Source organism: Streptomyces sp. NPDC006259 (assembly GCF_042870975.1).
Lineage (GTDB): Bacteria > Actinomycetota > Actinomycetes > Streptomycetales > Streptomycetaceae > Streptomyces.
Genome location: NZ_JBIAHY010000001.1, coordinates 502,124 through 527,874 on the forward strand (window position 1 = coordinate 502,124; position 25,751 = coordinate 527,874).

10 protein-coding genes and 1 pseudogene are annotated in these 25,751 nt (G+C 68.1%); 4 read left to right on the top strand and 7 right to left on the bottom strand.

All coding sequences use genetic code 11. The features are described 5' to 3' along the window. Nucleotides 1-16 precede the first annotated feature (16 nt). From pulA to ACFYO5_RS02270, 4 genes are all read right to left on the bottom strand, one after another. Nucleotides 17-5,464: a pullulanase-type alpha-1,6-glucosidase gene (pulA, locus tag ACFYO5_RS02255; protein ID WP_388703188.1), complete on the bottom strand. Its 5,448-nt coding sequence runs from the start codon at nt 5,462-5,464 to the stop codon at nt 17-19. 103 nt (nt 5,465-5,567) lie between these two features. After that, a complete protein-coding gene (locus ACFYO5_RS02260; RefSeq protein ID WP_388703190.1) occupies nt 5,568-6,941 on the bottom strand; it encodes an alpha-amylase family protein in 1,374 nt (457 codons plus the stop codon). A gap of 268 nt (nt 6,942-7,209) precedes the next feature. Beyond that, nucleotides 7,210-7,545, bottom strand: coding sequence for an ATP-binding protein (locus tag ACFYO5_RS02265; protein WP_388703193.1), 336 nt, complete (start codon nt 7,543-7,545; stop codon nt 7,210-7,212). 354 nt (nt 7,546-7,899) lie between these two features. Then, a complete protein-coding gene (locus tag ACFYO5_RS02270) occupies nt 7,900-8,355 on the bottom strand; it encodes a DUF4240 domain-containing protein (RefSeq protein ID WP_388703195.1) in 456 nt (151 codons plus the stop codon). A gap of 335 nt (nt 8,356-8,690) precedes the next feature. Between ACFYO5_RS02270 and ACFYO5_RS02275 the strand changes: the two genes are divergently transcribed. The 3 genes and pseudogenes from ACFYO5_RS02275 to ACFYO5_RS02285 all read left to right on the top strand — a co-directional run bounded on the left by ACFYO5_RS02275 (nt 8,691) and on the right by ACFYO5_RS02285 (nt 10,909). Continuing rightward, on the top strand, nt 8,691-9,467 hold the full coding sequence (locus ACFYO5_RS02275; RefSeq protein ID WP_388704699.1) for a replication initiator: 777 nt from the start codon (nt 8,691-8,693) through the stop codon (nt 9,465-9,467). Next, on the top strand, nt 9,460-9,642 hold the full coding sequence (locus ACFYO5_RS02280; RefSeq protein ID WP_388703197.1) for a helix-turn-helix domain-containing protein: 183 nt from the start codon (nt 9,460-9,462) through the stop codon (nt 9,640-9,642). Before ACFYO5_RS02275 ends, ACFYO5_RS02280 begins: the two co-directional genes overlap by 8 nt. Continuing rightward, nucleotides 9,642-10,909 (top strand): annotated as a pseudogene (locus tag ACFYO5_RS02285) (tyrosine-type recombinase/integrase). The gene ACFYO5_RS02280 and the pseudogene ACFYO5_RS02285 overlap by 1 nt, the downstream one beginning before the upstream one ends. Nucleotides 10,910-11,014: 105 nt before the next feature. Here ACFYO5_RS02285 and ACFYO5_RS02290 read toward each other — a convergent pair. Then, nucleotides 11,015-11,584, bottom strand: coding sequence for a hypothetical protein (locus ACFYO5_RS02290; RefSeq protein ID WP_388703200.1), 570 nt, complete (start codon nt 11,582-11,584; stop codon nt 11,015-11,017). Next, nucleotides 11,584-18,822: an RHS repeat-associated core domain-containing protein gene (locus tag ACFYO5_RS02295; RefSeq protein WP_388703203.1), complete on the bottom strand. Its 7,239-nt coding sequence runs from the start codon at nt 18,820-18,822 to the stop codon at nt 11,584-11,586. Before ACFYO5_RS02295 ends, ACFYO5_RS02290 begins: the two co-directional genes overlap by 1 nt. Before the next feature lie 313 nt (nt 18,823-19,135). On the opposite strand from ACFYO5_RS02295, the gene ACFYO5_RS02300 reads away from it, so the two are divergent. Continuing rightward, complete coding sequence (locus tag ACFYO5_RS02300; RefSeq protein ID WP_388703206.1) at nt 19,136-23,545, top strand: LamG-like jellyroll fold domain-containing protein; 4,410 nt, start codon at nt 19,136-19,138, stop codon at nt 23,543-23,545. A gap of 200 nt (nt 23,546-23,745) precedes the next feature. On the opposite strand, the gene ACFYO5_RS02305 is transcribed toward ACFYO5_RS02300, so the two are convergent. Next, nucleotides 23,746-25,494, bottom strand: coding sequence for a glycoside hydrolase family 13 protein (locus ACFYO5_RS02305; protein ID WP_388703209.1), 1,749 nt, complete (start codon nt 25,492-25,494; stop codon nt 23,746-23,748). Nucleotides 25,495-25,751 lie beyond the last annotated feature (257 nt).

A 25,751-nucleotide genomic window follows, 5' to 3' on the forward strand; every position in this document is an offset into this window, starting at 1 on the left:
CCAAGGTAGTGCGATGTCAGGAAGTGCGGGTGAATACGGCGACGGTTCGTGCCGGAACGGTGAAGGTGCCGGTGCTCGCCGCGTAGGCCGCGGTCCTGACGGCGGGGTCGGCTCCGGCGGCCTGCACCGGGTGCAGGCGGTAGCCGGTTCCGCTGAGCGCGTCGACCCGCTGCTGCCGCGCGCCGGGCGTCGCGTTGAACACGACGGCCAGGTCACCGAGGAGCATGGTGATCACGCCGGGTGTCTCGTCCTCGCCGGACAGCGGGAAGGAGAGCGCCGACTGCACCCGCCCGGCCGTGCCGAGGGAGAACGCCTGCTCCGTCGTACGGATCCTCAGCAGGTCCTGGTAGGCGGCGGAGGCGCCGTCGATCTGGGCGCAGCCGACCCCGACCTTGGTCAACAGGGGTTTGGCGTAGGGCCACTTGGCGGCGTTGTCGACGGCCGGGGGCAGGCCGCGGGCGAAGCCGTTGCCGTCGGCGCAGTTCCAGTGGACGGCGTTGAACCAGTCGCCGCTGTCGAAGGAGTTGCGGTCGAGGGACTTGGAGCGCAGCAGGTCGGTGCCGGCCTGGGAGAGCGCCGGGCCCTGCGAGAGGGTGGCCGTGGCCATCGCGAGGACCTGCATGCGGGCCCGGTCGGCGGCGGAGGTGTCCGCCGGGAGCTTGTAGGCGAGGGCGTCGAACAGCGACTCGTTGTCGTGGGCGTCGGCGTAGGCGAGCGCGTCGCCGGGGGCGTCCGCGTAGCCCGCCGGGGCGCCGTTGTAGTCGACCTGGGCGCCGGTGACCTCCTTGCCGCCGGTGTCGGTGAACCGGTAGGCGGCGAGGTTGCCGCTCAGCCCGACCTTGATGAGGTCCTGGTAGTGCAGCAGGCGGGCCTTCTGCTCCGCCGGGGTGCCGTTGGCGGTGGAGGAGTTGGGGTCGGTGTAGAGGCCGGAGGCGAAGCCCTGGACGCCGGGGTCCTCGTCGAAGGGGCCGCCGCCGCGGACGGCGTCGCGGGCCCGGTCGGAGAAGGTGGCGATGCCCGTTCCGGCCATGTTCTTCTGCGTGGCCTGGACGAAGCGGGCGTCGTCGGCGACCTCGCCGAAGTTCCAGCCCTCCCCGTACAGGATGATCTTCTTGCCGTCGACGCCGTCCCTGGCGGGGGTGAGTGCGTCGAGCGCCTTCCTGACGGCGAGGATGTTGGCCTTGGGGTGGTGGCCCATGAGGTCGAAGCGGAAGCCGTCGACCTTGTACTCCCGGGCCCAGGTGACGATCGAGTCGACGACCAGTTTGCCCATCATGGCGTTCTCGGTCGCCGTGTTGGCGCAGCAGGTGCTGTCGGCGACCGAGCCGTCGGCGAGGAGGCGCTGGTAGTAGCCGGGCACGACCTTGTCGAGCACGCTGGTGGACGCCTGTCCGGCGGCCGCGGTGTGGTTGTAGACGACGTCCATGACGACGCGCAGGCCGTCCTGGTTCAGCGCCTTGACCATCTCGCGGAACTCGACGGTACGGGCCGTGCCGTCGGGATCCGTCGCGTAGGAGCCCTCGGGGACCGTGTAGTGGTAGGGGTCGTACCCCCAGTTGTAGGCGTCCTTGGCGGCGGCCTTCGCCACGCACTCCTGCTGCCGGTCGGAGTCGGCCGGGTAGGAGGCGAGGTAGCAGTCGGTGGTCGACCGGTCGGCCTTCTTCTCCGGGATGGTGGCGATGTCGAAGACGGGCAGGAGGTGGACGTACGAGGTGCCCGACCTCGCCAGCTCCCGCAGGTGCTTCGAGCCGTCGCTGTCGCGGTCGGTGAAGGCGAGGTAGGTGCCGGGGTCGGCGGCCGTGGGGTCGGCCACCGAGAAGTCCCGGACGTGCAGTTCCTGGATCTGGGCGTCCTTGAGGGGGACGGCCGCCGGCTTGGCCAGCTTCGACCAGCCCTCGGGTGCCAGGGACCTGTCGGCCAGGTCGACGACCAGGCTGCGCTCGGAGTCCGCGGTCAGGGCCACCGAGTAGGGGTCGGTGACCTTGTTGGTGACGACCTGGTGGACGGTGGGGGCCCACACCGTGACGGCGTACCGGTAGGGCTTGTTCCGCCAGGACTTCGGGCCGGTCACGGACCACACCCCGGTGGCGTCGTTCCGCTTCATCCGGACGGTGGCGCCGTCGAGTTCGAGGGTCACCTTCTGCGCGGTCGGCGCCCAGACGGCCAGGGTGGGACGGCCGTCGCGGAAGGTGGGGCCGAGGTGGGCCTTCGTCGCGCCCGGATGAAGGTCGTCGAGGACGCCCGCGGTCTGCACACCGGTGGCGGCGAGGACGGCGCCGTTCACCGCCCGCTGGGCGGCGACGACCTGGCCGCGGAGGGCCTCGCGGACGCGGTCGCGGTCACGCGCGTCGACGGTCCAGGCGGTGTGGTCCTTCAGGTGCGGGAACCTCGCCTTCTGCGCGTCGGTGAGAGCGCTCCTCGTGAGCCGCAGCCAGCGCTGGTCGGCGCCGGTGAGCGCGCCGTCCTTCACCGTGATCGAGCCGGTGCGGGAGTACAGCAGCTGGGTGGAGGCGGCCGCGTCGGAGCCGTTCCAGGCGACGGTGTTCCGGTCGATCCAGACCGCCTTGGAGGTCGTCAGGTCCAGGGCGGCGGCCGACCCGGCGGGCTGCGGCAGGAGGTACTTCTCCTGGCCGTTCAGGAGCCACACCTCGTGACCGTCGGCCGTGAGGTCCAGGGACTGATCGGTGGGGAGGTCCTTCTCGTCCCCGTTGTGGAGGATGTAGCTGAGGCCGGTGGCGCCCTCGGTGAGGGGCACCTCGAAGACGGCGCCGTAGCTGTCGGTCCGCACCGGCTTCAGCGGGTTCGACCACTCGGTGGGGTTCGCGGCGCCCGTCCAGGTGTGCAGGCCCCAGCCGTCGTAGGCGCCGTCGGCGCGGTGGTAGTGCAGGACGGCCTTGCTCCTGTCCTGCGCCGGCTGGTCGGGCCGTTCGGTGAGGACGGTCTCCTTGCCCTGTTCGATCCAGATCTCGCCGGTCTTCGTGACGTCGATGGTGCGGTCGGCGGAGACGTCCTTGTCGCCCTGTGCGTCGATGACGAGGAAGCCGACGCCGGTCGCTCCCGGCTTGAGCTTGACGTAGGCGAAGGCGCCGTACGCGTCGCGGCCGGTGAAGGGGTGGCTGTCGGGCCAGTTCGTCGCCTCCCCGTCGGCGAGGTCGCCCCAGGCGTACAGGCCCCAGTCCGCATAGTCGCCGTCGGTGCGCCTGTAGTGCACGATCGCGTAGTCGCGGGAGGAGGCGGTGGGGGTCTCGGGCGCGGGCGGGGTGCCGGTGGTGGAGGCGGCGGTCGCGCTCGCCGTCCGTCCGGCCGAGTCGATCACGACGGCCTTGTAGCGCAGCGCCGTCCCGGCCGGTACGTCCTCGCCGATGACCTGGGTGACCTTGTACGGGGCATGGTCGGCGGACCCCAGGGTCTTCCAGGGTCCGTTGCCGACCTGAGCGGCGAAGACGACGCGGTTGAGCCCGCCGCCGTCCACGTCGGCGCCCAGCTCGACGGTGCCGGTGGCTCCGGCGGCCGGAGCCTTGAGGGTGACGGTCGGCTTCACGGCCGGGGCGGCGGGCTTGCCGGCCGCCTTGAGGACGATCGCCGCGCCCGCCGGGACGGTGACGGTGATCTTCCTGCCGGCGTCGGAGGTGACCTCGGCGTCCGTGCCGTAGAGGCCGTCGAAGCGCATGCCCGCCGAACCGGTGGCGAACGTCGCCGACCTGGCCTCGCTCGCGTTGTTGAAGGCGACGACGTACTCGGTGCCGTTCCTCGCGTCGGTGCGGGAGAAGGCGTAGACGCCCGCGCCGTCCGCCGCGTAGCGCTCGGTCTGGATGCCGTCGGTGAGGGCCGGGTGGGCCTTGCGGAGCTGGGAGAGGGTGCTGATCTGCCGGTAGAGGGGGGCGCGGGTGTCGTAGGCGGCGCTCGCGTGGGTGCGGTCGGTGCCGATCTCGTCGTCGTCGAGGTAGTCGGCGGTCCTCGAGGCGAACATCGTCTGGCGGGCGTCCTTGTCGCCGCCCGCGCCGGTGAAGCCCTGCTCGTCGCCGTAGTAGACGACGGGGTTGCCGCGGCTGAGGAACATCAGCTCGTTGGCGAGCCGGTCCTTGGCGAGCAGTTCGGCGTCCGTGGCCTCGGGGTTGTCCTGGTTCAGGAAGTACCCGACGCGGCCCATGTCGTGGTTGCCGAGGAAGGTGACCTGCTCGTACGCGTTGGCCTTGTCGGTGGTGTACCGGTAGTCGTCACCGAAGACGGAGGCCAGCTTCCTGGCGCTGCCGCCCTGGGAGGCGTACTGGCGGGCCGCCTCCTGGAAGGGGAAGTCGAGGGTGGCGTCGAGGCGGCCCTGGGTGACGTACGGGGAGGTGACGGCGGTGTCCGCGGAGTAGACCTCGCCGAACATGAAGAAGTCGTCGCGGCCCCGCTTCGCCGCGTAGGCGTCGAGGGCGGTCGCCCACTGGGTCCAGAACTCCATGTTCACGTGCTTGACGGTGTCGATGCGGAAGCCGTCGACGCCGAAGTCCCGCACCCAGCGCTGGTAGATCCTCTCCATGCCCCGGACGACCTCGGGCCGCTCGGTCCACAGATCGTCGAGACCGGAGAAGTCGCCGTACGTCGAACTCTCGCCGGCGAAGGTGGAGTCGCCCCGGTTGTGGTACATCGTGGGGTCGTTGAGCCAGGCGGGGACCTTGAGGTTCCTCTTCGCCGACGGCACGGTGGGCGTGCGGGGGAACGAGTCGGCGTCGACCTCGGGGAAGTCCTCGGTGCCCGCGTGGTCGGCGTCGTCGAAGGGCTCGCCGTCCTCGGTCAGGTACGGGAAGGCGCCCTTGGCCAGGTAGCCGGAGGACTTCTCCTCGTGGTCGACGACGTCGGCGGTGTGGTTGGTGATGACGTCGAAGAAGACCTTCATCCCCTTGGCGTGCGCCTTGTCGATGAGGGTCTCCAGGTCCTCGTTGGTGCCGAAGTGCGGGTCGACCTGGGTGAAGTCGGTGATCCAGTAACCGTGGTAACCGGCCGAGGCGTCGTTTCCGGCGCCCTGGACGGGCTGGTTCTTGAACAGGGGCGCCATCCACAGGGCGGTGGTGCCCAGGCCCTTGATGTAGTCGAGGCGCCGGGTCAGGCCCTTGAGGTCGCCGCCCTGGTAGAAGCCCTTGTCGGTGGGGTCGTAGCCGGTGGCGAGGCGCGAACCGGTCAGTCCGCCCCGGTCGTTCTTCGTGTCCCCGTTGGCGAAACGGTCAGGCAGGACGAAGTAGAACTGCTCGCGGGTGGCGTCGTGCCGGGCGGGCTCCGAGGCGAGCTTCGCGTCGGAGGGGGGTGCCGGCGGAGTGGCTGCCCCGGCGGCGAGGGGCTGGACAAGGGCTGCGGCCAGCGCGGTCACGGTGACCGCAGCGACTCGTCCGGCATGGGTGGTGCGCCCTGTTCGGGCTTTTTGTGCTGCGCGGGCTGTACGGGCTGTACGGCGCCTTGTCGGCGACGGCCATCTCGATCTCACAGATGGACTCCTTGCGATCACGGCTCTGTGGGTCCGACCCCGCGCGACCGTATCGCCGCCGAAAGGTTTACAGCAAGGGTTGTGAAAGTAACGGAAAGAACTTTCAGCAGGCGGACTTGCCCGCGTAGATCGCCAGCGCCGTGTTCGCACCCAGGGCAGCGGTGAACTGACCCGAACTGTTCACGGCCACAGTCGTGTTGTTCTGGACGTTGCAGTACGTGCCCGCCGGGAGGGACGTCTGATACGTACGGCTCAGGCTGCTCGACTCGTGGTTGATGGCGACGTAACCCTTGGCGCCCCGGCCGAAGGCGATGGCGTCGCCGCCGTTGTCCCACCAGTTGGTGACCGACTGGCCGCGGGTGGCGTTGCGGAAGGCGACCATGCGCTGGATCTCGGGCCAGGCGTGCTGGCACTTCCAGCCGTTCTGCCAGCAGGCGCCCACCGAGCCGCCGTTGGGCGGGCCGGCGTCCGTGTCGGAGAACTCGTAGCCGGAGTTGATGTCCGGGGCGCCGTAGGGCCAGGCCAGCATGAAGACGTTGGCCAGCGTGTAGGTGGCGCCGTCCTTGTAGCTCAGGGTGGAGCCGTTGCGCTCGGTGTCGTGGTTGTCGACGAAGACGCCGGCGGCGGAGCTGTTCAGGTAGCCCCAGCCCTCGCCGTAGTTCTTGAGGTAGGCGAGGTTCTCGCTGTTGAAGACCCGCTTGAGGTCGTAGGCGTAGCGGAACTCCTGGACGTCCCCGTTGCCGGTGTACTCGGTGGGCTGCACGGCCTCGCCGCTGCCGTGGATGGCCTCCTGCTTCCAGTAGGCGTTCGGGTTCGTGAGCCGGGACTTGATGTTGGCGAGGTCGGCCGCGTCGATGTGCTTGGCGGCGTCGATGCGGAAGCCGTCGACGCCGAGGGTGAGCAGGTCGTTGAGGTACCCGGCGATCGCCTTGCGAACGTAGTCCTCGCCGGTGTCCAGGTCGGCGAGGCCGACCAGTTCGCAGTGCTGGACGTTCCAGCGGTCGTGGTAGTCGGTGATCTGCGAGGTGCAGTCGTCGAAGTCGTAGGAGGAGTACAGGCCGGGGTAGGTGTACTTCGTGTACGACGAGCCGCCGGTGCCGGTGCCGCTGCCCGCGGACATGTGGTTGACGACGCTGTCCACGACGACCTTCACGCCCGCCGCATGGCAGGTGTTCACCATGTTTCGGAAGGCCGTACGGTCGCCGAGGCGTCCCGCGATCCTGTAGCTGACCGGCTGGTACGACGTCCACCACTGCGCGCCCTGTATGTGCTCGGCGGGCGGGGAGACCTGCACGTATCCGTAACCGGCGGGTCCGAGGGTGCTGGTGCACTCCTTGGCGACGGAGGCGAAGTTCCACTCGAAGAGGACGGCGGTGACGTCCTTGGTGCCGGGCGGGGAGGCCTGCGCCACCGACGGGGTCATGACAAGGGCGGCGGCCGAGAGGGCGAGCGCCGCGGAGAGGGTTCTGGGTGCCATGTGGGGTTCCTTCGACGTTGAAGGTTCTTGCTGCAAGATTCCAGCAACCTTGCGGTGACGCAGATGTTAAAGGCCCGCCACCTGAAAAGGCAGCGGGCCGTGTGAAGTTGATGCGAGAAGTTTCGCGGGCCGTCAGGCGGCCGTGGTGAACCGCCACCGTCTGTCCGCCGGCACCTTCGCCTCGCCGTCCGCCGGAACGTTGGCGACGCACACTGGTCCCAGTCCCGGTACGGATCAGGGTCGGCCGCTCACCGGACATCCCCCACGCTCAGCTCGGCCCCCACGGCCCCCGAGTCGGATGGGAGCCGAGCAGGTCGTATCCCCAGCGGTACGCGAAAGCGTCGACCAGGCGCAGCCCGCGTCCGCTCTCCGCAGCCGCGTCCGCAGCGCGCAACTCCGGAACCCGGTGGGGCGCCCTGTCCACTACCGCCAGCCTCACCAGCGAGGGCGACGACCGGGCCACGACGACACGGATACTGCGGCTGAGGGTGTGCGTGATGGCGTTGGTGACAAGCTCGGAGATCAGCAGCGCCGCCGTCTCCGACTGCTCCCCCAGCCCCCATGCGCTCATCGCCTGACGCACGAGCCGCCGCGCCTCTTCCACGGATTCCGGGACGGCACCCTTGGTGACGCTGTAGGTGGGGTGCCCGATCGCGGCCGGTTGCGCGGCGGGCGTTGACGCCGCGCGCCCGTGCTAGATGCCTCTACTCGCGTCCCCGACTCCCGGCTCGACCGGGTCGCCGTTCGCCGCGGTGAGCGCACGGACGACAGCCGGGAGGCCAATGGCCCCACTACCGCTTGGCGTGTTGTGTTGTTCCGGAGAAACGTGCCGTTTGACCGGCCCCACCCTTTCAGGGATGACGTTGCCGTAAGCGTTGCCGTCAAAAGGCCCTGAAGGCTCGCCAGAATAATTCCAGGCGCGGGTCTTCAGGGCCTCAAAAATCAAATCTGACAGAGATCAGTCGGCCCACCCCTGAACGTTCGACATTGACTCAATTGAGAAATCACTCTCGACGTTCATCTTGGAACCGGTCTTCCTTTCGTATTGCTCGGAGGCGAGGTAGAGCAGCCCCTCAGCTTCCTGGGCAAACGGCGCTACAAAACGATCAAACCCGACACCAGAACTCAGGACATCATTGTAGGCTTCCTCACCCGCCAAAATGCAGGCGCAACGAGCGTACAGGAAATGATCACTTGTCTGCGGAAGTTTCAAACCAGGGGCAAGCACCACCGGCACTTCCGCGAGATTCCTTCTATCAATCCGATAGAGCGATTCTCGAAGAAGCTCAACAAATCGAGTCAGGACGGTGGGAGTCATGGCGCTGAGCTTCCTGGAGATCTCTTCCAAGGCGGATTCGATCTCGCTGGCATCCCGCATGGGGCTTGATCCGATGACCTTCCAGAAATCAGTCACTGCAGGCCACTCCTACCAGAGTCCAAGTTGTTCGAATTTTTTAGCATCCTGCCTTTGCTCCAAGATCCTCTTTCCTGGTGATGCGATGTCATTCGACAATTCGACCCTTTGACCGCGCAGTTCTTCCATCCGGAGGTGTTCGGCAACGAAAAGGTCATCATGCGTACCGCAAACGTGCGTACATGTCGCATCTTCACGGCTCCCCAAGCGCCCACTGTCGATGTGATCTTGCAGGCGGTTGTTGAAGTTATTCGTCTTGCCGACATACGTCTTCCCGGGATTCCACTGGTCCGGGAACTCGTAAACCCCTTGATTCTTGCCGCAGTTATGTACGACTGCGCCGCACCATCGCCGCCGCAGCCGGTGTCCCGCAGTGCCTTCTCTCCAAGGTCGTCCGGGTCTCGTACGCCAAGGTCGCCGAGTACCAGCAGCGCGGAATGATCCACTTCCATGCCGTCATCCGCCTCGACGGCCCCGCAGGCCCCTACACCCCGCCGCCCGCCTGGGCCACACCCGAACTCCTCGCCGACGCCATCCGGATCGCGGCCACCCGCGCCCACATCGACGGGCCCGATGTCAACGGCCGCGCTCGCTCCTTCGCCTTCGGCCAGCAGATCGACACCAGGATCATCCGGTCCACGGCCTTCCAGGGCGGGACCACGATCACCGAGGGCAAGGTCGCCGGATACGTCGCCAAGTACGCCTCCAAGGGCACCGAAGCCGCGACCGGCACCCTCGACCACCGGCTGAAGAGGATCACCGATCTCTGGTTTGAGTCCGTGCCTGAGCACGCCGCCCGGATGATTCGCACCGCCTGGGACCTCGGCGCCCGCGACGATCTCAAGCACCTGAACCTACGCAAGTGGGCCCACATGCTCGGCTTCCGCGGCTACTTCTCCACCAAGACCCGCGCCTACTCCACCACCCTCAGCGCCCTCCGGGCCGCCCGAGCCGCCTGGCACCGCCGCCACACCCCTCCGGCCTCCCCGACCACCCTCGTCCTCGCCCACTGGGCCTACGACGGCACCGGCCTCACCCCCGACCTCGAACGCCTCGCCGCCCTCATCGGCGGCGGCCCGACGCACGAACGGGCGGTGACAACCAGTGCGTGATGACGAACTCCTCACCGTCCCCGAGGCGATGGCCCGTCTCAAGATCGGCCGCTCCGCCCTGTACGACCTGCTGCGCACCCGCCGCCTGGCCTCGCTGACCATCGGCCGCGCCCGCCGCATCCCTGCCCACGCGCTGGACGACTTCGTCCAGCGCCACCTGGAAGAGGCCGCCTGATGACCGCCCCCAAGCGCAACAAGGCCCGCGCCAACGGCGAAGGCACCATCTACCTGCGCAAGGACGGCCGCTGGGAAGCCGCCGGCTACGTCCTCGCCGCCAACGGCACCCGCAAACGCGTCCGCGTCTACGGCACCACCCGCAAGAACGCCGCCGACAAACTCACCGAGAAGTCGCCGACAGCAACCGCGGCCTGCCCGTCGCCACCGCCGACAGCACCATCGGCGACTACCTCACCTACTGGCTCGACAGCGTCGCCGTCCACCGGCTCCGCGAGAACACCCACACCCGCTACGCCGCCTGCGTCCGCCTCCACATCATCCCCGGCCTCGGCACCAGGAAGGTCGCCCGCCTCACCGCCAAGGACGTACGCACCTTCCTCGACCGGCTCCGCACCACCTGCCAGTGCTGCACCCAGGGCCTGGACACCGAACGGAAGAGGTGCTGCGCTATCGGCGAGTGCTGCCAGAAGCAGCTGTCCCCTTTGACCGTGACCTACGTGCACTCGGTCCTCAAGTCGGCACTGGAACACGCCGTCCGCGAAGACGAACTGCCCCGAAACATCGCCCGCAACGTCAAGACCACCCCGCACCAGCCCAGGCGCTTCCAGCCGCTCACCGCAGCCGAGGCCCGCCAGTTCCTCAACGCGGCCAGCACCGACCGGCTCCACGCCCTCTACGAACTCGCCCTCCGCACCGGACTCCGCAAAGGCGAACTCCTCGGCCTCCACTGGGAAGACCTCGACCTCAACGCCGGAACGGCCACGATCCGCCGCTCACTCCAGCGCACCCGCACCAGCGGCCTCACCCACCTGCCCACCAAGACCCGGGCATCCGAACGCCGCATCGCCCTCCCCACCGAATGTATCCACTCCCTCAAGGTGCACAAACAGCAACAGGGCACGGAGCGTGGGACCGCAGGGTCAGCCTGGCAGGACAGCGGCCTCGTCTTCACCACCCCTACCGGCCGGCCTCTCGACCCCGCCAACATCACCCGCCGCTTCCGCAGCTTCCTCGACCGGGCCGGACTCCGCCGAATCCGCTTCCACGACCTCCGCCACTCGACCGCCACCCTGCTCCTGGAACAGGGCGTCGACCTCGTCGTCATCAAGGAACTCCTCGGCCACGCCCACATCGGCGTCACCGCCGGCGTCTACGCCCACGTCCGACTCCGCCTCCAGCGTGACGCCATCGACGCCTTGGGCCACGCCCTCGGCGGTCAGGACGACGACCCTGACGATCCACCCACTGCGGCCGCCGTCCGCTGACGTTGCCGCCAGCGTTGCCGTCAAACAACACGGAGCCCTCATCGACATCACTGTCGATGAGGGCTCCGTCGCACTGCTATCAGATTCCGATAACCCCGCCAGGAATCACGGGGAGATTGTCGGAGTATTCCACTCGGCACACTCCGCTACGACTCGCGCAATCTGTCGACGCTTCGGGTAACTGGAGCGTATCTTAGAGAGGCGTTCCGCGTACAATTCCGCGACATCGGCCCCCTCTTCGGACAACAAGCGGAAATCACCCTCGCGCCATATGTCCTCAACTCCCCGCAGAGTCGTCTTGATTCCCTGAAACTCAGCCCTTGAGTATCCGCCGCCAGCCTGCAACAGATCATCGCAGGAATCCCAGAAGTTCCCCACGCTGGATCTGATTCTCCATTCGCGATCGTCTGAAGGCAGCTCTTGCGACGCCACCAGAATCGCTACGCCAGCAGCTGTCGATTGAAAATATGACGGGTCAGACGAGTCCTCCAGGGCGCCGATCTCGCTTCGCCAGCTCCTCAGCGAGGCGATCTTCTCTGCACCTCCAGGGACTGCTGGACCGCTGCACCCAGCGACGATGTCATCGATCTCTGCCAGGTGCGAAGCCCCCGCAACCTCAAGGATGGGTCGCATCCTGGCGAGAGACAGCCCTCCGGTCAGGCTCCACAAGTCCATCAGCCGCCACCCCCTAGAACCACTCGCCATGGCGTGTTTCCAGTACTCGACACTCCGTTGCCCTTGCCGATCGGGCTTGGTGTGAGGCCCACGCCTGGACCTGTCGCTTGCGCGAAGCATGCAGGGCACATCCTAGTCGACGAAGCCATCCCTGCGATCTCCCAGTCGCTCCCCAAGCGATTCATGATCGTAGCCTCGGCATGGCCTTGCCCGGGGATGTAGCGCTCGCCGCGCAGCGGCGCATTGCCGCCCCTCCATTCATCGGGCAGACCCGTGCGTTCAGTTGCAACCCACGTTTCAGATCGACCCGTATTCACGTTCCGAACTCGGGCAACCGCAACTGTCGATGCCTCGTCGGCCCGCGTTGCATAAAGCTCGCGGGCTCGATCAAGCAAAGCACCGCCGCAATTGTGAACGAGGACCGGCGTGGCGCCTGCCAGCACATAGTACGTATGCAGTTCCTCGACTGTCAGGTTGTACATGTACTGGTCGCCAGGGCGAGCAGTCACGGAGACGACGGTGACGTGTCGGTCCGTGGCAGTGTTGAGCGCGTGGCCAGCAACGAGTTTCCCGGTGGGTACCCACTTGTGGAGGGTGTCGTCCCAGATCTTGTGCTTGGCAGTGGTGTGGAGAACGCTCAGCGTGCCGTCTGCTTGGCGGATGCGGAGGTCGACGAGGTCGTAATCGTGGTTGATCCACACTGCGGAGACGGCCCGCAGTCCCTTGCGCTTACCCGTCTTGGGGTCTGCCGTTTTAACCCTGTCGCCAGGTTTGATTTTCCCGATGGGCTTCGCTTTGCCGTCGGCCAGTAGCACGGGCGTGGCTGGCGTGAAGCTTTTACATCCGCGAGCAACGATGCCCGCTTCCTCTGCCTGGGCAGCGGTTCCCCGCCCACGAGTGAGGAGTTCAATCAGTACGAACGCACCGACGCGGCCGGTGGCGTGGGCGCCGTCGCCTCGTTTGTACTCGGTGTAGATGCTGACGCCGGTGTCCCACGCCCCCTGGACGGCAGGAATGCCTTGTGTGGCGATCACGCCCGGTACGGTGAGCGCGGCGCAGCTTCGCCATCCTTTTCCAAGTACGCAGTCCCCGACCGTCTCGAGGTTGCCGAGGGTTTGGGTGACGAGGCCTACGCCCAATTCTGTGAATTGGTCGCTGAGTCCGGAGAAAGCTCCGCCGAGCCCGCTTGCGTGGTGATGCGTGCTGCTCCAGTGGGTGTGGCTTGCGTTTCCGCTGTTCGCGGTTCCGCTTTTGGCGGCAACGGTGCTGCTCTTATTACTGTCAACGCCGCTGTGGCACGCGCCATGGTGGCAACTGCCACGGCCCGGGTTTGCCGGGTCGATCGGGGCGTCCCTGATGATTTCGCCGGAGCCGTCACCCTTGGGCGTCCCCACACCGCATACGTCAGCGAAGCACAGACCCGAGGGGTCGCTGTGGCTGATGGGGTTGTCGGCGGTGTAGACGTAGCCGGCGATCTGTTGGTCGTCCGTGGCCTGGAATATCGGGTCGAGGCTGATGAAGCGGCCGAGGGTGGGGTCGTACTGGCGGGCGCCGAGTTGGGTGAGGCCGGTGTTGGTGTTGTCGGGGGCGTTGAGGAAGCCTCGGTTGTCGATCCAGCTGGCCGTGGAACCGCGGGGGCCGCCGTAGGGGGTGAACTGGCGCCAGGTGGGGGTCTGGGCGGTGGAGTCGAGGTAGAGGCCGCTGGTGCCGTGGGGATCGCTGATGGTGAATTTGTAGTTGGTGCCGGTGCCGGTGCGTACGACGGTGCCGCCGCCGGGCAGGGGCAGGGAGCGGACGCCGGTGGTGGTGGTGCCGGTGAGGGTGAGCTGTTGGCCGGGCAGGTAGAGGGTCGTGCTGGTGGGGTCGGTCTGGACCAGGACGTTGCCGTCGGCGTCGTAGATGTAGCTGGTGGAGCCGGTCTTGCCGCCGCTGACCTGGGTGAGCTGTCCGGCGTCGTTCCAGTTCAGGGTCTGGTTGCCGGAGGCGATGGTGGTGCGGCCGGTGGTGTTGCCGGTCTTGTCATAGGTGTAGTTGGTGGTCGCGGTGCTTGCGCCGCTGGTCTGCGTGGAGGCCAGAGCGTGGGGCTGGACGGTGTCGTTGCCGTGGTAGTCGTAGGCGTAGCTGGTGGTGGTGTCGCTGCCGTCGGTAGTGGAGTGCTCCACCTGGTGCTGGCGCTGTCCGAGGGCGTCGAAGTCCCAGCTGGTCCAGTAGGCGGTGCCGCTGGCGAGGGGGTCGCCGACCTGGGCGTGGGCGCTTGCGGTGGGGGCGGCGTTGCAGTCGTCGGTGGCGGTCCACGCCTGGGTGAGCCGGACGAGTTCGTCGTACTGGTAGCACTGGGTCTCGGGGGCTGCGGTGGCCCCCAGGCGGGTGGTGACCTGCTTGGTGACGTTGCCTGCGGGGTCGTGGGTGTAGTTCTGCTCGTCGACCTTTGCCGGTGTGGCGGAGCGGGTCACCAGTTGGTCGGTGAGTGCTCCTGTGTGGGGGTCGTAGGTGTTGGTCAGGTAGGCGAGGTTTGTGCCCATGCCCAGGGTTTCCTGCAGTATCTGGCCGTAGGCGCTGTAGGTGGTGTTCTGGGCGTAGCCGTATGAGGGGGTGCCCATTCCGTTGGGCAGGTCCAGGGCGGTGGAGTAGCCGTGGGTGACGATCTCGTTGGGCAGGCCGCCGCCGAGGGGGTAGTTGTCGGTGTACAGCAGGCCGGTGTCGGCGCTGTAGGTGTGGCGGAACGTATAGGTCTTGCCGCCCAGGGCGCCGTGCACGGCGGGGATGGTGATGGACTGGCCGAGTGATTCACCGAAGGCGTTGAAGGCCAGCTGCTGGGTGGTGTAGGCGTTTCCAGCGTTGTAGGAGGTGGCGGTGGTTGTCCGGCCGACCGCATTGGTGACGCCGGAGACGGCGTTGTCGTTGTCGTAGGTCCAGGCGGCCATCTGGTTGCCGCTCGCGCCGGGCGCCTGTGCGGCGACTGTCGAGGCGTACTGGCCGGTCTTGCGGTTGAGGACGTCGTACGTGGAGGAGACGCTCTTGCCGCGGGCGTCGGTGGTCTGGGTGAGGTTGCCGGCCGCGTCGTAGATCATGCTGGTCGTGCCGGCGTCCGGGTCGGTCTTGGACGTCGCGCGGCCGAGCAGGTCGTAGACGGTGGTCCAGGTGCTGCCCTTGGTGGTGACGGTGTTCTGCTTGCCGTGCCCGTCGTATCCGTAGGTGATCGCGTTGAAGGTGCCGCCGGAGACGGAGAACAAGCCCGTGAAGGTGTTGAGCGGGATGGTCAGCGTCGGCCTGGCGCTGTAGGAATCCACCTCAGTGGTGCGGCCCAGGGAGTCGGTGCGAGTGGTCCTCACCGCGCCGCCGTTCGGCGGGATGACGGTGGTCGAATCTCCGCTGTAGACGGTGGTGGTCTTCTGCTTGAGCACCGAATACTGCTGGGAGTCGGCGACGACCACGCGGCCCAGGCCGTCGAAGGTGTAGCGGTCCTGATTCGGGATCTGGGAGTCCTGCACCGAGGCGGACGTCAGGGCAGGGAGGCTGTTGGCGTCCCAGTAGGCGTTGTTCTTCTTCCACACCCAGCCGTGCGAGTCGTAGAAGGACTCGGTGATGAGCCGGCCGCCCTGCGGGGTCGGCACCTGGCTCTGCCGTGCCCGGCCCAGGGAGTCGATGAGGGTGTAGGAGGTGACGTAGCCCAGGGAGTCGTTCAGTGTCTGGGTCGTGGTCCCGGACTGGCCGGTCTGGGAGACCGTGTAGGTGTATCTGATGTCGGCAGGGGCGGTGGTGGGCCGGTTGTGCTGCCACACCTCGGTGGTGCGCCCGAGCGCGTCGTAACGCACGTTCGCGGTAATTCCGTTGGCATCGGTGGAGGCCACGGTGAGACCGCGGGTGGGGTGCGTGGTGGTGCTGGTGGTGTGGTTCTTGGCATTGGTGATCGTGGTGCCGGTGGTCAGGCCGACGCTGTTCACGGTGTAGCCGGTGGTGGTCTTGTTGCCTCCTGCGTCGTAGCCGTCCTTGGGGCGGCCGTAGGAGTCGTAAGTGGCGCGGGTCTGGGTCTGCCAGGTGAAGGCGCCGCCGCTGTATCCCGAGGCGTGTCGGGTCATGGTGATCTCGCCCTTGACGGGCGCGGCAGTCTGCGGGAAGGCAGTGGCGAAGCTGGTGTCGTCGTAGTACGTCCTCGTCGCGGAGACCACCTGGTCGGGGCGGGAGACGCTGGTGGGCGCGGTGAGGGTGTTGAGGGTCTTCGGGACGGTGGCTGGGGTGTTCTGGGTGAAGCCGGCACAGGCGACCGAGTCGGTCTCCTTGGAGGCTTCGAGTCCGACCAGGTTGGCGGCGCTGTTGGCCTTGGCGTAGGTGATCGCGGTGCACTGGTCATATCTCGCGTCGGCCGGCACGGTGTGGGTGTAGCTGTAGGTCAGCAGTCCGAAGTTGTCGTCCGTGGGCGTGGCGTCGTAGGTGTTGTCGGTCTGTGTGACGCGCCAGTTCGTGGTGCTGCCGCCGGTGAGTGCCTGACGGGTCCACGTTTCGGCGACGTTGGTGGCGCGGGCGGTCAGGGCTGGAAGGCCTGGGCGGGCGCGGCTGGCCGTGGCGGTGGAGAGCCAGTACGAGGTGACGGTGGAGTGGTCCACACTGCCGCCGACACCCGTGTAGGTGGTGGTCTCCAGTGCGTTGCCCGCCAGCTGGTCGCTGTCGGGGTGCACCCCGCCCTGGGAGTCGGTCACGTTCACCGAGCGGCGGCTGGATGAGGATAGCCAGTCGTCGTCCATGCCGCGGTAGTAGGAGGTGACCGACTTGGTCTGAGGATCGTTGGCGCCGTCGCCGGTGCGGGTCTCCACGCTGGCGTAGCCGCGGAACTGGCCCCAGGAACGGTACTTGGCCTTGACGAGTTCGTTGTCGTCGTGATGCCAGGCGGCGCCGCCGTTGTAGATGTAGTTCGTCTTCTTGGCCACCGCGCCACCGGTGCTGTCAGTCTCCAGCACCTGGGTGACGGCGTACTTCTCGAACCAGTCGGTGATCGGGTTGAGGTAGTCCTTGGGCGTCCAGGACACCGGGTAGCAGGACTTCGTATTGGTTTTCGGGTCCGCCGATGCCACGTAACTGGCGGTGCAGGCGTCCGGCAGGTCGTAGCTGATGGAGGTCAGCCCGCCCATCTCGTTGGTGACACCGGAGATGCGGTAGCGGTACAAACCGGGAAAGTTGGAGGTGTCGACCCGGTTCTTCAGGTCCACGCCGGCGAATTTCACGTCCGGCAGTGTGATGGAGGAGGTGGAGCCGCCTGCGGCGGTGTCGTTCCCCTCATGGGTGATCGACGCCAGCCACAGGGTGGGCGAGGTGCCGTCCCCGGTGGCCGGCTCGCTCTGGTGCAGGGTGTAGGTGTCGATCGCCTGGTACTTGGCGGCCGCCACGCTGTACTGCTGCACCTTGATCGAGGACAGGCGGACGGTGGAGAAGAACGACGGCGAGTGCGCGGCGCAGGTCGCCCCCGATGCGCACACCAGGTCGTAGGGCACATCCGGGTACTGGCCGGCGGCGGTGCTTGCCGAGAGGGGGTCGCATGCGGTGAGGGTGCATCGGGATGCGGTGGTGAAGACGACCTGGTCGGGAACTGTGCCGTAGGCTCCGCCGTCGCGGAAGCCGTAGTCGATCCGGGCCGGGTACGAGTCACGGACATAGGCGACGTTGTGGGCGCCGTTCTCCTCGCCGTAGTAGTTGATGTTCTGGGCGTAGTAGTACGCCATGGCGTCGGCGTGCGCGTCCACGACGTAGTCCAGGTGCCACTTGTACGCCATGGTGCACACCGAGGCGCTGAACCCGGAGGAGTCGTAGCAGGGGTCGCCGGAGTGCGCGGAGTACACCGGGACGCTGTCCACCGACTTGGTCGTAGCCTTGCCGGAAGTCCAGCCGGGCAACTGGTTACGGCCGAAGTAGTACTGGGTGCCGTCCCGTTCGGTGACGACCCAGTAGTCGGTGTTGTAGGTGCCTGAGCCGTTGTTCGAATTGGTGACGTGCTTGACGGTCGCGCCATTGTCGTCGGCCAGCTTCCACGTCCCGTTGGTGTCGTCCTTCACCAGAGAGGTGGACGAACCGTTCAGCGACATGGTCAGGATGGGCCCGTCATAGCAGCGGTCCCCGCTGGACACCGGCGAGGCGCTGCCGCCCGGGTTCTCTGAGCAGGAGGTGAAGTTCTGCTCGACGTAGGAATCGGGCGTGGCCCAGCCGTCGCCCACCCAGGAAGCCTGGGCCTGGGTGGAGGAAGTCTGCCCGTCCACCGAGCCCGAGTCGTAAGCCAGTCCCACCGACGGCTTGAGTGAACCCGAGGAGGGTGCCGGGGCGATGGGGTAGCTGTAGGTGAACGCACCCGACGAGCTGCCGCCCGTCCACGAGCCGGACGGCGCCAGCGCGGTCGCATCGTAACCGCCGGCCGCCCCAGCTGCCGTCGAGGCGGTGGCGGTCGCCGCCAGCACCATGGTCCCGGCGCCGCCGGTGGCATTGGTCGCCGTGGTGGTGGAGGTCGAAACGGGCGTGGCCGTGCCGTGTCCGGGCGTTGAAGTGCGGGACGGGGAGGCCTGCGGCGGGGATCCCTGAAGAGTCAGGGTGGTCGCCAGTTCGCGGGTCGCAAAGTCCTGGTCGGTTGCGAGGGGGGTCTGGGTGCGACAGGCCGCTTGCTGCGGGGTGGTCAGTGCGCAGGCGGGGAGCTTGACCAGGTGCAGGCGATCGGCGTAGTTGCCGCCGTAGGCCTGAGCGAAGGCGCTGTAATCCAAGCCTAGTTGGACTTTGCCCTGGCCGCCGGTTGCGGGCTGGACCGCGAGGACGACGCCGGCCACGCCGAGTTCGCTGGCATCTCGTCGTGGCAGCACGCGCACCGACACGCTGTTCGGCCCCTGGTAGGAACCCTTGGCCGGGTCCAGCGTGCGGGCCCACACCGGAGTACCTGCGGCCGGTGCCTTGGCGCCTTGCTTCGCGTTGCCTTGCGGGAGCGCCAGCTTCGCAGTGCCGGTCGCGGCGGCAGGCCAGTGAGCCTCGGCGGGGTGGAAGGCCCGCTTGGTCTGATCCTTGACCGTCAGCTTGCGCGGTGCGGGTGTCGTGATCCCCTTGACCGGGCGGGCCTGTTGCACTGCCGGAGCGCCGGCGAGGTCCTTGGCCTGCGCGGCAGCGGGGACCGTGGTGGGTACGGCCAGGGCCAGCGCCACCATGACGCCGACGGCCCGGTGCCGACCGCCGATACGCCGCACGCTTTGTCTCAGCCATGCTGTCCTGGCCATGATCGATCCCCCCAACTTGCCCCGTAAGCAGGCACGACAGCGCCACGGCTTGATCAAGTCGTAGCTGCGCGGGCGACTATCGCAGAACATGCGAGCCGCAGGACAGTGATCAATTCCGACAACTCTCCACAACCAGACACCAAGACTTCACAAAGTTTCACTCTCGACTCGGACATGTCTGCTCATCCGCATATCAATCAGGTCTGCCACGGAAAGCGAAAACCCTGTCCACTGGAGCGCCGATCGACGTGATCGGTGCTCGTCAGAACAGACCTGGGGGTACCCGACGGTGAGACCCACCCTGCGCAGCAGGATGCTGAGCACAGCGCTGGCTGCCGCGCTCAGTGCGCTGTCCCTCTCCGGAGCGGCGACGGCCGCCCGCGCAGATTCCCCGCCTGACGCTTCGTCGCCGCAGGTGCCGCTGGACGAGGCGCGGGCCTCGGCCCAGGCGCAGGCCACCGGCAAGACGGTGGCGGTGGATGCGGCGACGACCTCGACGGTTGCGGAGGTGGCCAATCCGGACGGAACGTTCACCTTGACTCAGTCGGTTGCGCCGGTGCGCAAGTACGCATCTGGCTCCTGGAAGGAGCTGGACCCCACGCTGGTCCGGCGCTCCGACGGCACCGTCACCCCGGCTCTGACCACCGCGGGGCTGACCCTTTCGGGGGGTGGGGACGGTCCACTGGCGGTGATGAAGGACCGGGGCCGGTCACTGTCCCTGGCGGTGCCGACCTCGATCGGCACGCTCCCCAGCCCGGTGCTGGACGGATCCAGCGCTACCTACGCCGATGTCCTGGACGGGGTGGACCTGAAGGTCACTGCCGACAGCCAGGGTGGCTTCTCCGAGGTCCTCGTCGTGAAGAACGCCGAGGCGGCCGCCAGCCCGGCCCTGGACACGCTGGCCTTCCCTGCCGAGACGAAGAACGTGGCGCTTGCCACCGACGCGGAGGGCAACATCACTGCCACGGACGCTGCGGACCGAACCGTCTTTTCCGCCCCCGCCCCGCTGATGTGGGACTCCGCCACCACAGGAAAAGCCGGCCCGAGTGCCCTGTCCGCGAGCAGAACTGCGGTCGCCGAGACCCCCCAAACGGTCACCGGTACCAACGAGGCAGCCGTCTCGGCCACCGACGAGCCAGGCGCAGGCGCCCACATCGCACCGGTCGCAGCCTCCTACATTTCGGGCGACATCCGACTGACCCCAGACGCCGACCTGCTGTCTGCGCCCTCCACGGTGTACCCGGTCTACATCGATCCGACCTACAGCGCCGCCGGCGGCACGCTGACAAGCTGGACCTGGGTCAACTCCGCCTATCCAGGCACCAGCTACTGGAAGGACAGCAGCGCCACCGGCCTGCACGTGGGCTACCAGGGCTGGGAAACGCCTTACCACCGGTCGCGCACGTACACGAAGCTCGCCGTGGACAGCCGGATCTTCGGCGCCACCATCATCGACTCGCACTACTACGCGACCGAGACCTACGCCCCCTCGTGCACCGCAACCGCGGTGGAGCTGTGGCAGACCGACTCGATCGACTCCGCAACCACCTGGAGCAACCAGCCCAGCTGGAAGACCCAGTGGGGCACCAAGACCGTCGCCTACGGCTACTCCCCCTCATGCCCCGCCAAATCGCTCGGCTTCGACGTCACCTCACACATGCAGAGCATCGCCAACGACGGGAACCTGAGCAACATCACGCTGGGCCTGCAGGCCGGCGACGAGTACGACAAATACGGGTGGAAGAAGTTCGACCACGCCGCCATCTCCATGTCCACCACCTATGACCACCGGCCGAACAAGCCCTCCACGCTGCTCACGTCGCCTGCCACCACATGCACCAGCGCGGTCAAGACAACCGGTGACGGTGACGTCACGTTCTACGCGAAGGTCTCCGACCCCGACGGCGGCACCCTGTCCAACACCTTCAACATCACCAAAACGTCCGGCGGCGCACAGATCGCCAAGCCCACCGTCTCCGCCGCATCCGGCAAGAACGCCGCCTACACGGTGAAGAAATCGGTGCTGGAGGCCGCGGCCGGCGGCTCGGTCCTCGGAGTGTCGTGGAACGTGACCTCCTCGGACGGCACCTACTCGTCGGCCGTCTCGGCCACCTGCAAGTTCCTGTTCGATCCCAGCAGACCGGGCGCACCGGGCATCGCCGACACCTCTGGATCCGACTGCAGCGATGACGCCAGTCCGGTCACCTACCGAGTCGGCACCCCAGCCGGCTTCACCCTCGCGCCCAACGCCTCCGGCGGGACCACCGCCAGCTACCTCTACCAGCTCAACGGCGCCACCCCCACTTCCCTGGCCAGCACCGGCACCGGCACGTCCATCAGCGTCACCCCCACACGAGGCACGAACGTGCTGACCGTCACTGCAGTTTCGGCCGGCGGCAACATCGGCGACACTGCGAACTGCATTCTCACCGCCGCCCCCGCAGCCACCGCCGGCGACGGAGACCTGACCGGCGACACCATCCCCGACCTGACCTCCGTAGGCGCCCAGGGCGGCCTGTCCGCAGGACTCTGGCTGGCCCACGGCACCGCCGACGGACAGCTCACCACCAGCGCCACCAACCTCGGCGCACAGGGCACCGGGGCCAACTCGGCAGGGACCCCTACGGACTGGAACGGCACCCAGGCCATCACCGGACACTTCCAATCCGGCGCCGGATTCAACGACATCCTGGACTACAACCCGGCCACCGGCCGGGGCGCAGTGCTGTACGGCAGCGGCGACGGCTCGATCCTCCTGCCCAACAGCGGCGACCAGGCGAATGTCAATCCCACCGCCTTCGTCGACGGCACCGGCAGCAAAGCCACCAGCATCACCAGCGGCGGCAACCTCTTTCACACCCTCAACGGCGAACCCGCCACCGGCTACCCCGACCTGCTCGTGATCGTGGGCGGACAACTGTGGGACGAGCCCGGCGTCAGCTTCCCGGGCGCCTTCGTCGGCGTCGACAACGCGGTGTGGCTGACCGGCACCAACCCCACCGGCACCGGCGACTGGACCGGCTGGACCCTCACCTCCAGCCTCACCGACGGACTGCCCGCGCTGTTCGCCCGCAACACGAGCACCGGCGCGCTGTACCACTACACCCCGCAGCAGCTCCAGGACCTGGCTTTCGGCACGGCAGTCACCCCGCTTCAAGTCGCCAGCAGCGGCTACACCTCCGCAACCCAGCCGGTCCTGCAGGCCGCCGACCTCAACGCCGACGGCACCCCGGACCTGCGCACTGTCTCCTCCAACGGCGCCAGCACCACACGGATCCTCAGCCCGGCCACTGGCACCCTGACCGCGCAGACTACCCAGACCCTCATCGCCCCCGGCCACACCTGGCCGCTCAGTGACGGCACCGAGGGCGGTGCGACCCGCGCTGCCGACACCTCCGCCGGACTGAACCTCACCGGCGGCGCCGGCGCCACCTGGGACACCGACGACAACGTGTTCTTCTCCTCCAACCTCGCTCTGGACGGCACCACCTCCAGCACCATGACCTCGAGCGCGGCACTGTCGACGTCCAGCGCATTCACTCTGTCAGCCTGGGTCAAACCCGCCGCGACCGGCGGCGTCATCGCCTCCCAGGACGGCGTCCACAACTCCGGCTTCCTGCTCTACTCCCAGTCCGACAAGCAGTGGTCGTTCTGCCTGGCCACCTCGGACACCACCCGCGGCTACGACTGCATCGCCGGCGGCAGCGCCATCATCGGCCAGTGGACCCACTTGGCCATCACCTACGACCCGACCAGCAAGGCCATGACGCTGTACGTGGACGATCGGCCCGTCGCCCGCGGCTCCCACACCGCAGTGTCCGGCTTCACCGGAAAATTCACCCTCGGCAACGACCTGATCAACGATGTGCGCAGCGCCTACTTCCGCGGCAACCTCGCCGACGTGCAGATCTGGAACGGAGCCGCACTCACCGCCGTCCAGGTCGGCACCATGGCCAACATCACCCTTCCCAAAGCCCCGTACAGCTTCGCCGACGTCGCCGACGCCACCGGCGACGGCAACGTCGACCTAGTCGCCGCGGACGCCACCGGCAGTCTGTGGGTCTATCCCGGCAACGGCAAAGGCGGCTGGTCCAGCGCCGCCCTGTACATCGGCTCCGGCCTGTCCACCTACACCTTCGCCGGAATCGGCGACTTCAACCGTGACGGCAACGCCGACACCGTCGCCATGGCTCCAGGTGGCACCCTGCGCCTGTTCCCCGGCGACATCGGACACGACCTGCTGACCCCGGTCACCAACTTCCCCAGCGGCTGGAACGGTTATGCGTTCGCCGGCGCAGCCGACTTCAACCGCGACGGTAGAACCGACCTGATCGGCCGCCACCCCGACGGCACCCTCAACCTGTTCCCCGGCACCGGCACTGGCGCGAGCCTGGCAACGTCAGTACAGATTGGAACCGGCTGGAACCCCTACACCTTCGCCGGCATCGCCGACCTCAACAGCGACAGCAACCCCGACGTCATCGTCCGCGACGACACCACCGGCATCCTGTGGCTCTACCCCGGCAACGGCAGTAACGGTTTCGGCGCCCGCAGCCAGATCGGAACCGGCTGGAACCCCTACACCTTCGCCGGCATCGCCGACCTCAACAGCGACGCCTACCCCGACGTCATCGTCCGCGACGACGCCACCGGCATCCTGTGGCTCTACCCCCGTGGTGCCACCGCCTTCGGCACCCGCCAGCAGATCGGTACCGGCTGGTAAGACAGCCCACAACCGCTGCCGGGCCGTCCACACCATGCACGACAGCATCTCGACGGCCCGGGACCGAACCGGGTTTCAGCCCGCGGCTTTCCGGACGTATTACCCAAAACAGCAGGGCCCGCCGCCCCGAACAACTGAGCGGCGGGCCCTGGCCCTGCAGGTCGACCGCAGGTTGCTGCGCGAAGCGGCCTCGGGGAGCCTCAGACCGTGCTGAACCACACCGTCGTGTCCGCGGGCACCTTCGTCTCGCCGTCCGCCTCGGTCGGCTCGCCGCTGGCGAGCAGGACACGGCCGTACGCCGGGACCGTCACCGACTCGCCGGTGGTGTTGGCGACGCACACGAATTCGCCGCGCCGGAAGGCCAGGACGCCCTCCGGGGCGCGCAGCCACTCCACCGAGTCGCCCGCGCCGAGGTCCGGCAGGGACCGGCGCAGCTCCAGCGCCGCGCGGTACAGCTCCAGCGTGGAACCGGGCACGCCCTGCTGCGCCTCGACGCTCAGCTCCCCCCAGCCCTCGGGCTGCGGCAGCCAGCTGCCGCCGCCGCCGAAGCCGTACGACGAACCCTCGCGGGTCCACGGGATCGGCACCCGGCAGCCGTCGCGGAAGCCGTCCTGGCCGGCGCCGCGGAAGTACGCCGGGTCCTGGCGCACCTCGTCGGGCAGGTCGACGACGTCCGGCAGGCCCAGTTCCTCGCCCTGGTAGACGTAGGCCGAGCCGGGCAGCGCCAGCATCAGCAGGCTGGCCGCGCGGGCGCGGCGCAGGCCCAGCGCGCGGTCGCCCGCCGTGCGGATCTGGGTGCCGAGACCGGGCGGGTTGGCGAAGCGGGTGGCGTGCCGGGTGACGTCGTGGTTGGACAGGACCCAGGTGGCGGGGGCGCCGACCGGGCGCATGGCCTCCAGGGTGCGGTCGACGACCTGGCGCAGCTCCTCGGCGTCCCACTCCGTCGCCAGGTACTGGAAGTTGAACGCCTGGTGCAGCTCGTCGGGGCGGACGTAGTTGGCGGTTCGCTCGACGGTCGGCGTCCACGCCTCGGCCACGAAAATTCGCCCACCCGTCTCCCGCCCCCGCCCTTCCGAGGAAGGCCCTTCGGGCCCTGTTTCGATTCCCGCGTACTCGTCGAGGACCAGGCGCCACTGCCGGTAGACCTCGTGCACGCCGTCCTGGTCGAAGAACGGCATGACATCGTTGCCCAGGAGCTTCAGCTGGTCGTGGGATCCCAGGTCGGGCAGGCCCTCCGCCTTCACCAGGCCGTGTGCCACGTCGATGCGGAAGCCGTCGACGCCGATGTCGAGCCAGAACCGCAGGATGGAGCGGAACTCGTCGCCGACGGCCGGGTGGTCCCAGTTGAAGTCGGGCTGCTCGGGCGCGAAGAGGTGCAGGTACCACTCGCCGGGTGTGCCGTCGGGCTCGGTGATCCGGGTCCAGGCCGGGCCGCCGAAGATGGACTCCCAGTCGTTGGGCGGCAGTTCGCCGGCCGCGCCCTTGCCGGGGCGGAAGTGGTAGCGGTCGCGGAGCGGGGAGCCGGGGCCCTCGGCGAGCGCCCGCTTGAACCACTCGTGCTGGTCGGAGGAGTGGTTGGGGACCAGGTCGACGATGATCCGCAGGCCCAGCCGGTGGGCGTCGCGGATCAGGGCGTCGGCGTCCAGGAGGGTGCCGAACATGGGGTCGACGGCCCGGTAGTCGGCGACGTCGTAGCCGGCGTCGGCCTGCGGCGAGGCGTAGAAGGGGCTGAGCCACACGGCGTCCACGCCGAGGTCGCGCAGGTAGGGGAGGCGGGAGCGTACGCCCTCCAGGTCACCCATGCCGTCGCCGTTGCTGTCGGCGAAACTGCGCGGGTACACCTGGTAGATGACCGCGTCCCGCCACCAGTCGCCGCGCTGCGCGACGGTGGCGACGGCCGGGGCGGGCCGGGTGGTCGGGGCCGGGGCGGCGGAGTGCTGCTGACTCATGGCTTCCTTGATGCGGTGGGGGTCCCCCCGCCCGAGCGTAGTCGGAGGGGGGAGGAGTCATCGGGTTCGGACGGTGTACGGCGGCGGGTGACGAGGCGGCCGCGGTCACAGCGGGGTCGGATGGTGACCGCGGCCGCCTCGGGTCTTCGGGGGACGGCGCTCCGGGAGGGGGCGCCGGGCGGTGTCCGTCCGCGGCTCGCGCCGCGTGGGAGCGGCCGGCCACGGCGGGCCGGCCACCGGTCGGCGACGGTCGCGGG

Coding starts and splice junctions, on each gene's coding strand:
- ACFYO5_RS02305 (WP_388703209.1), bottom strand. CDS start 25,494: ATGAGTCAGCAGCACTCCGCCGCCCCGGCCCCGACCACCCGGCCCGCC.
- ACFYO5_RS02300 (WP_388703206.1), top strand. CDS start 19,136: ATGCTGAGCACAGCGCTGGCTGCCGCGCTCAGTGCGCTGTCCCTCTCC.
- ACFYO5_RS02260 (WP_388703190.1), bottom strand. CDS start 6,941: ATGGCACCCAGAACCCTCTCCGCGGCGCTCGCCCTCTCGGCCGCCGCC.
- ACFYO5_RS02290 (WP_388703200.1), bottom strand. CDS start 11,584: ATGGACTTGTGGAGCCTGACCGGAGGGCTGTCTCTCGCCAGGATGCGA.
- ACFYO5_RS02295 (WP_388703203.1), bottom strand. CDS start 18,822: ATGGCCAGGACAGCATGGCTGAGACAAAGCGTGCGGCGTATCGGCGGT.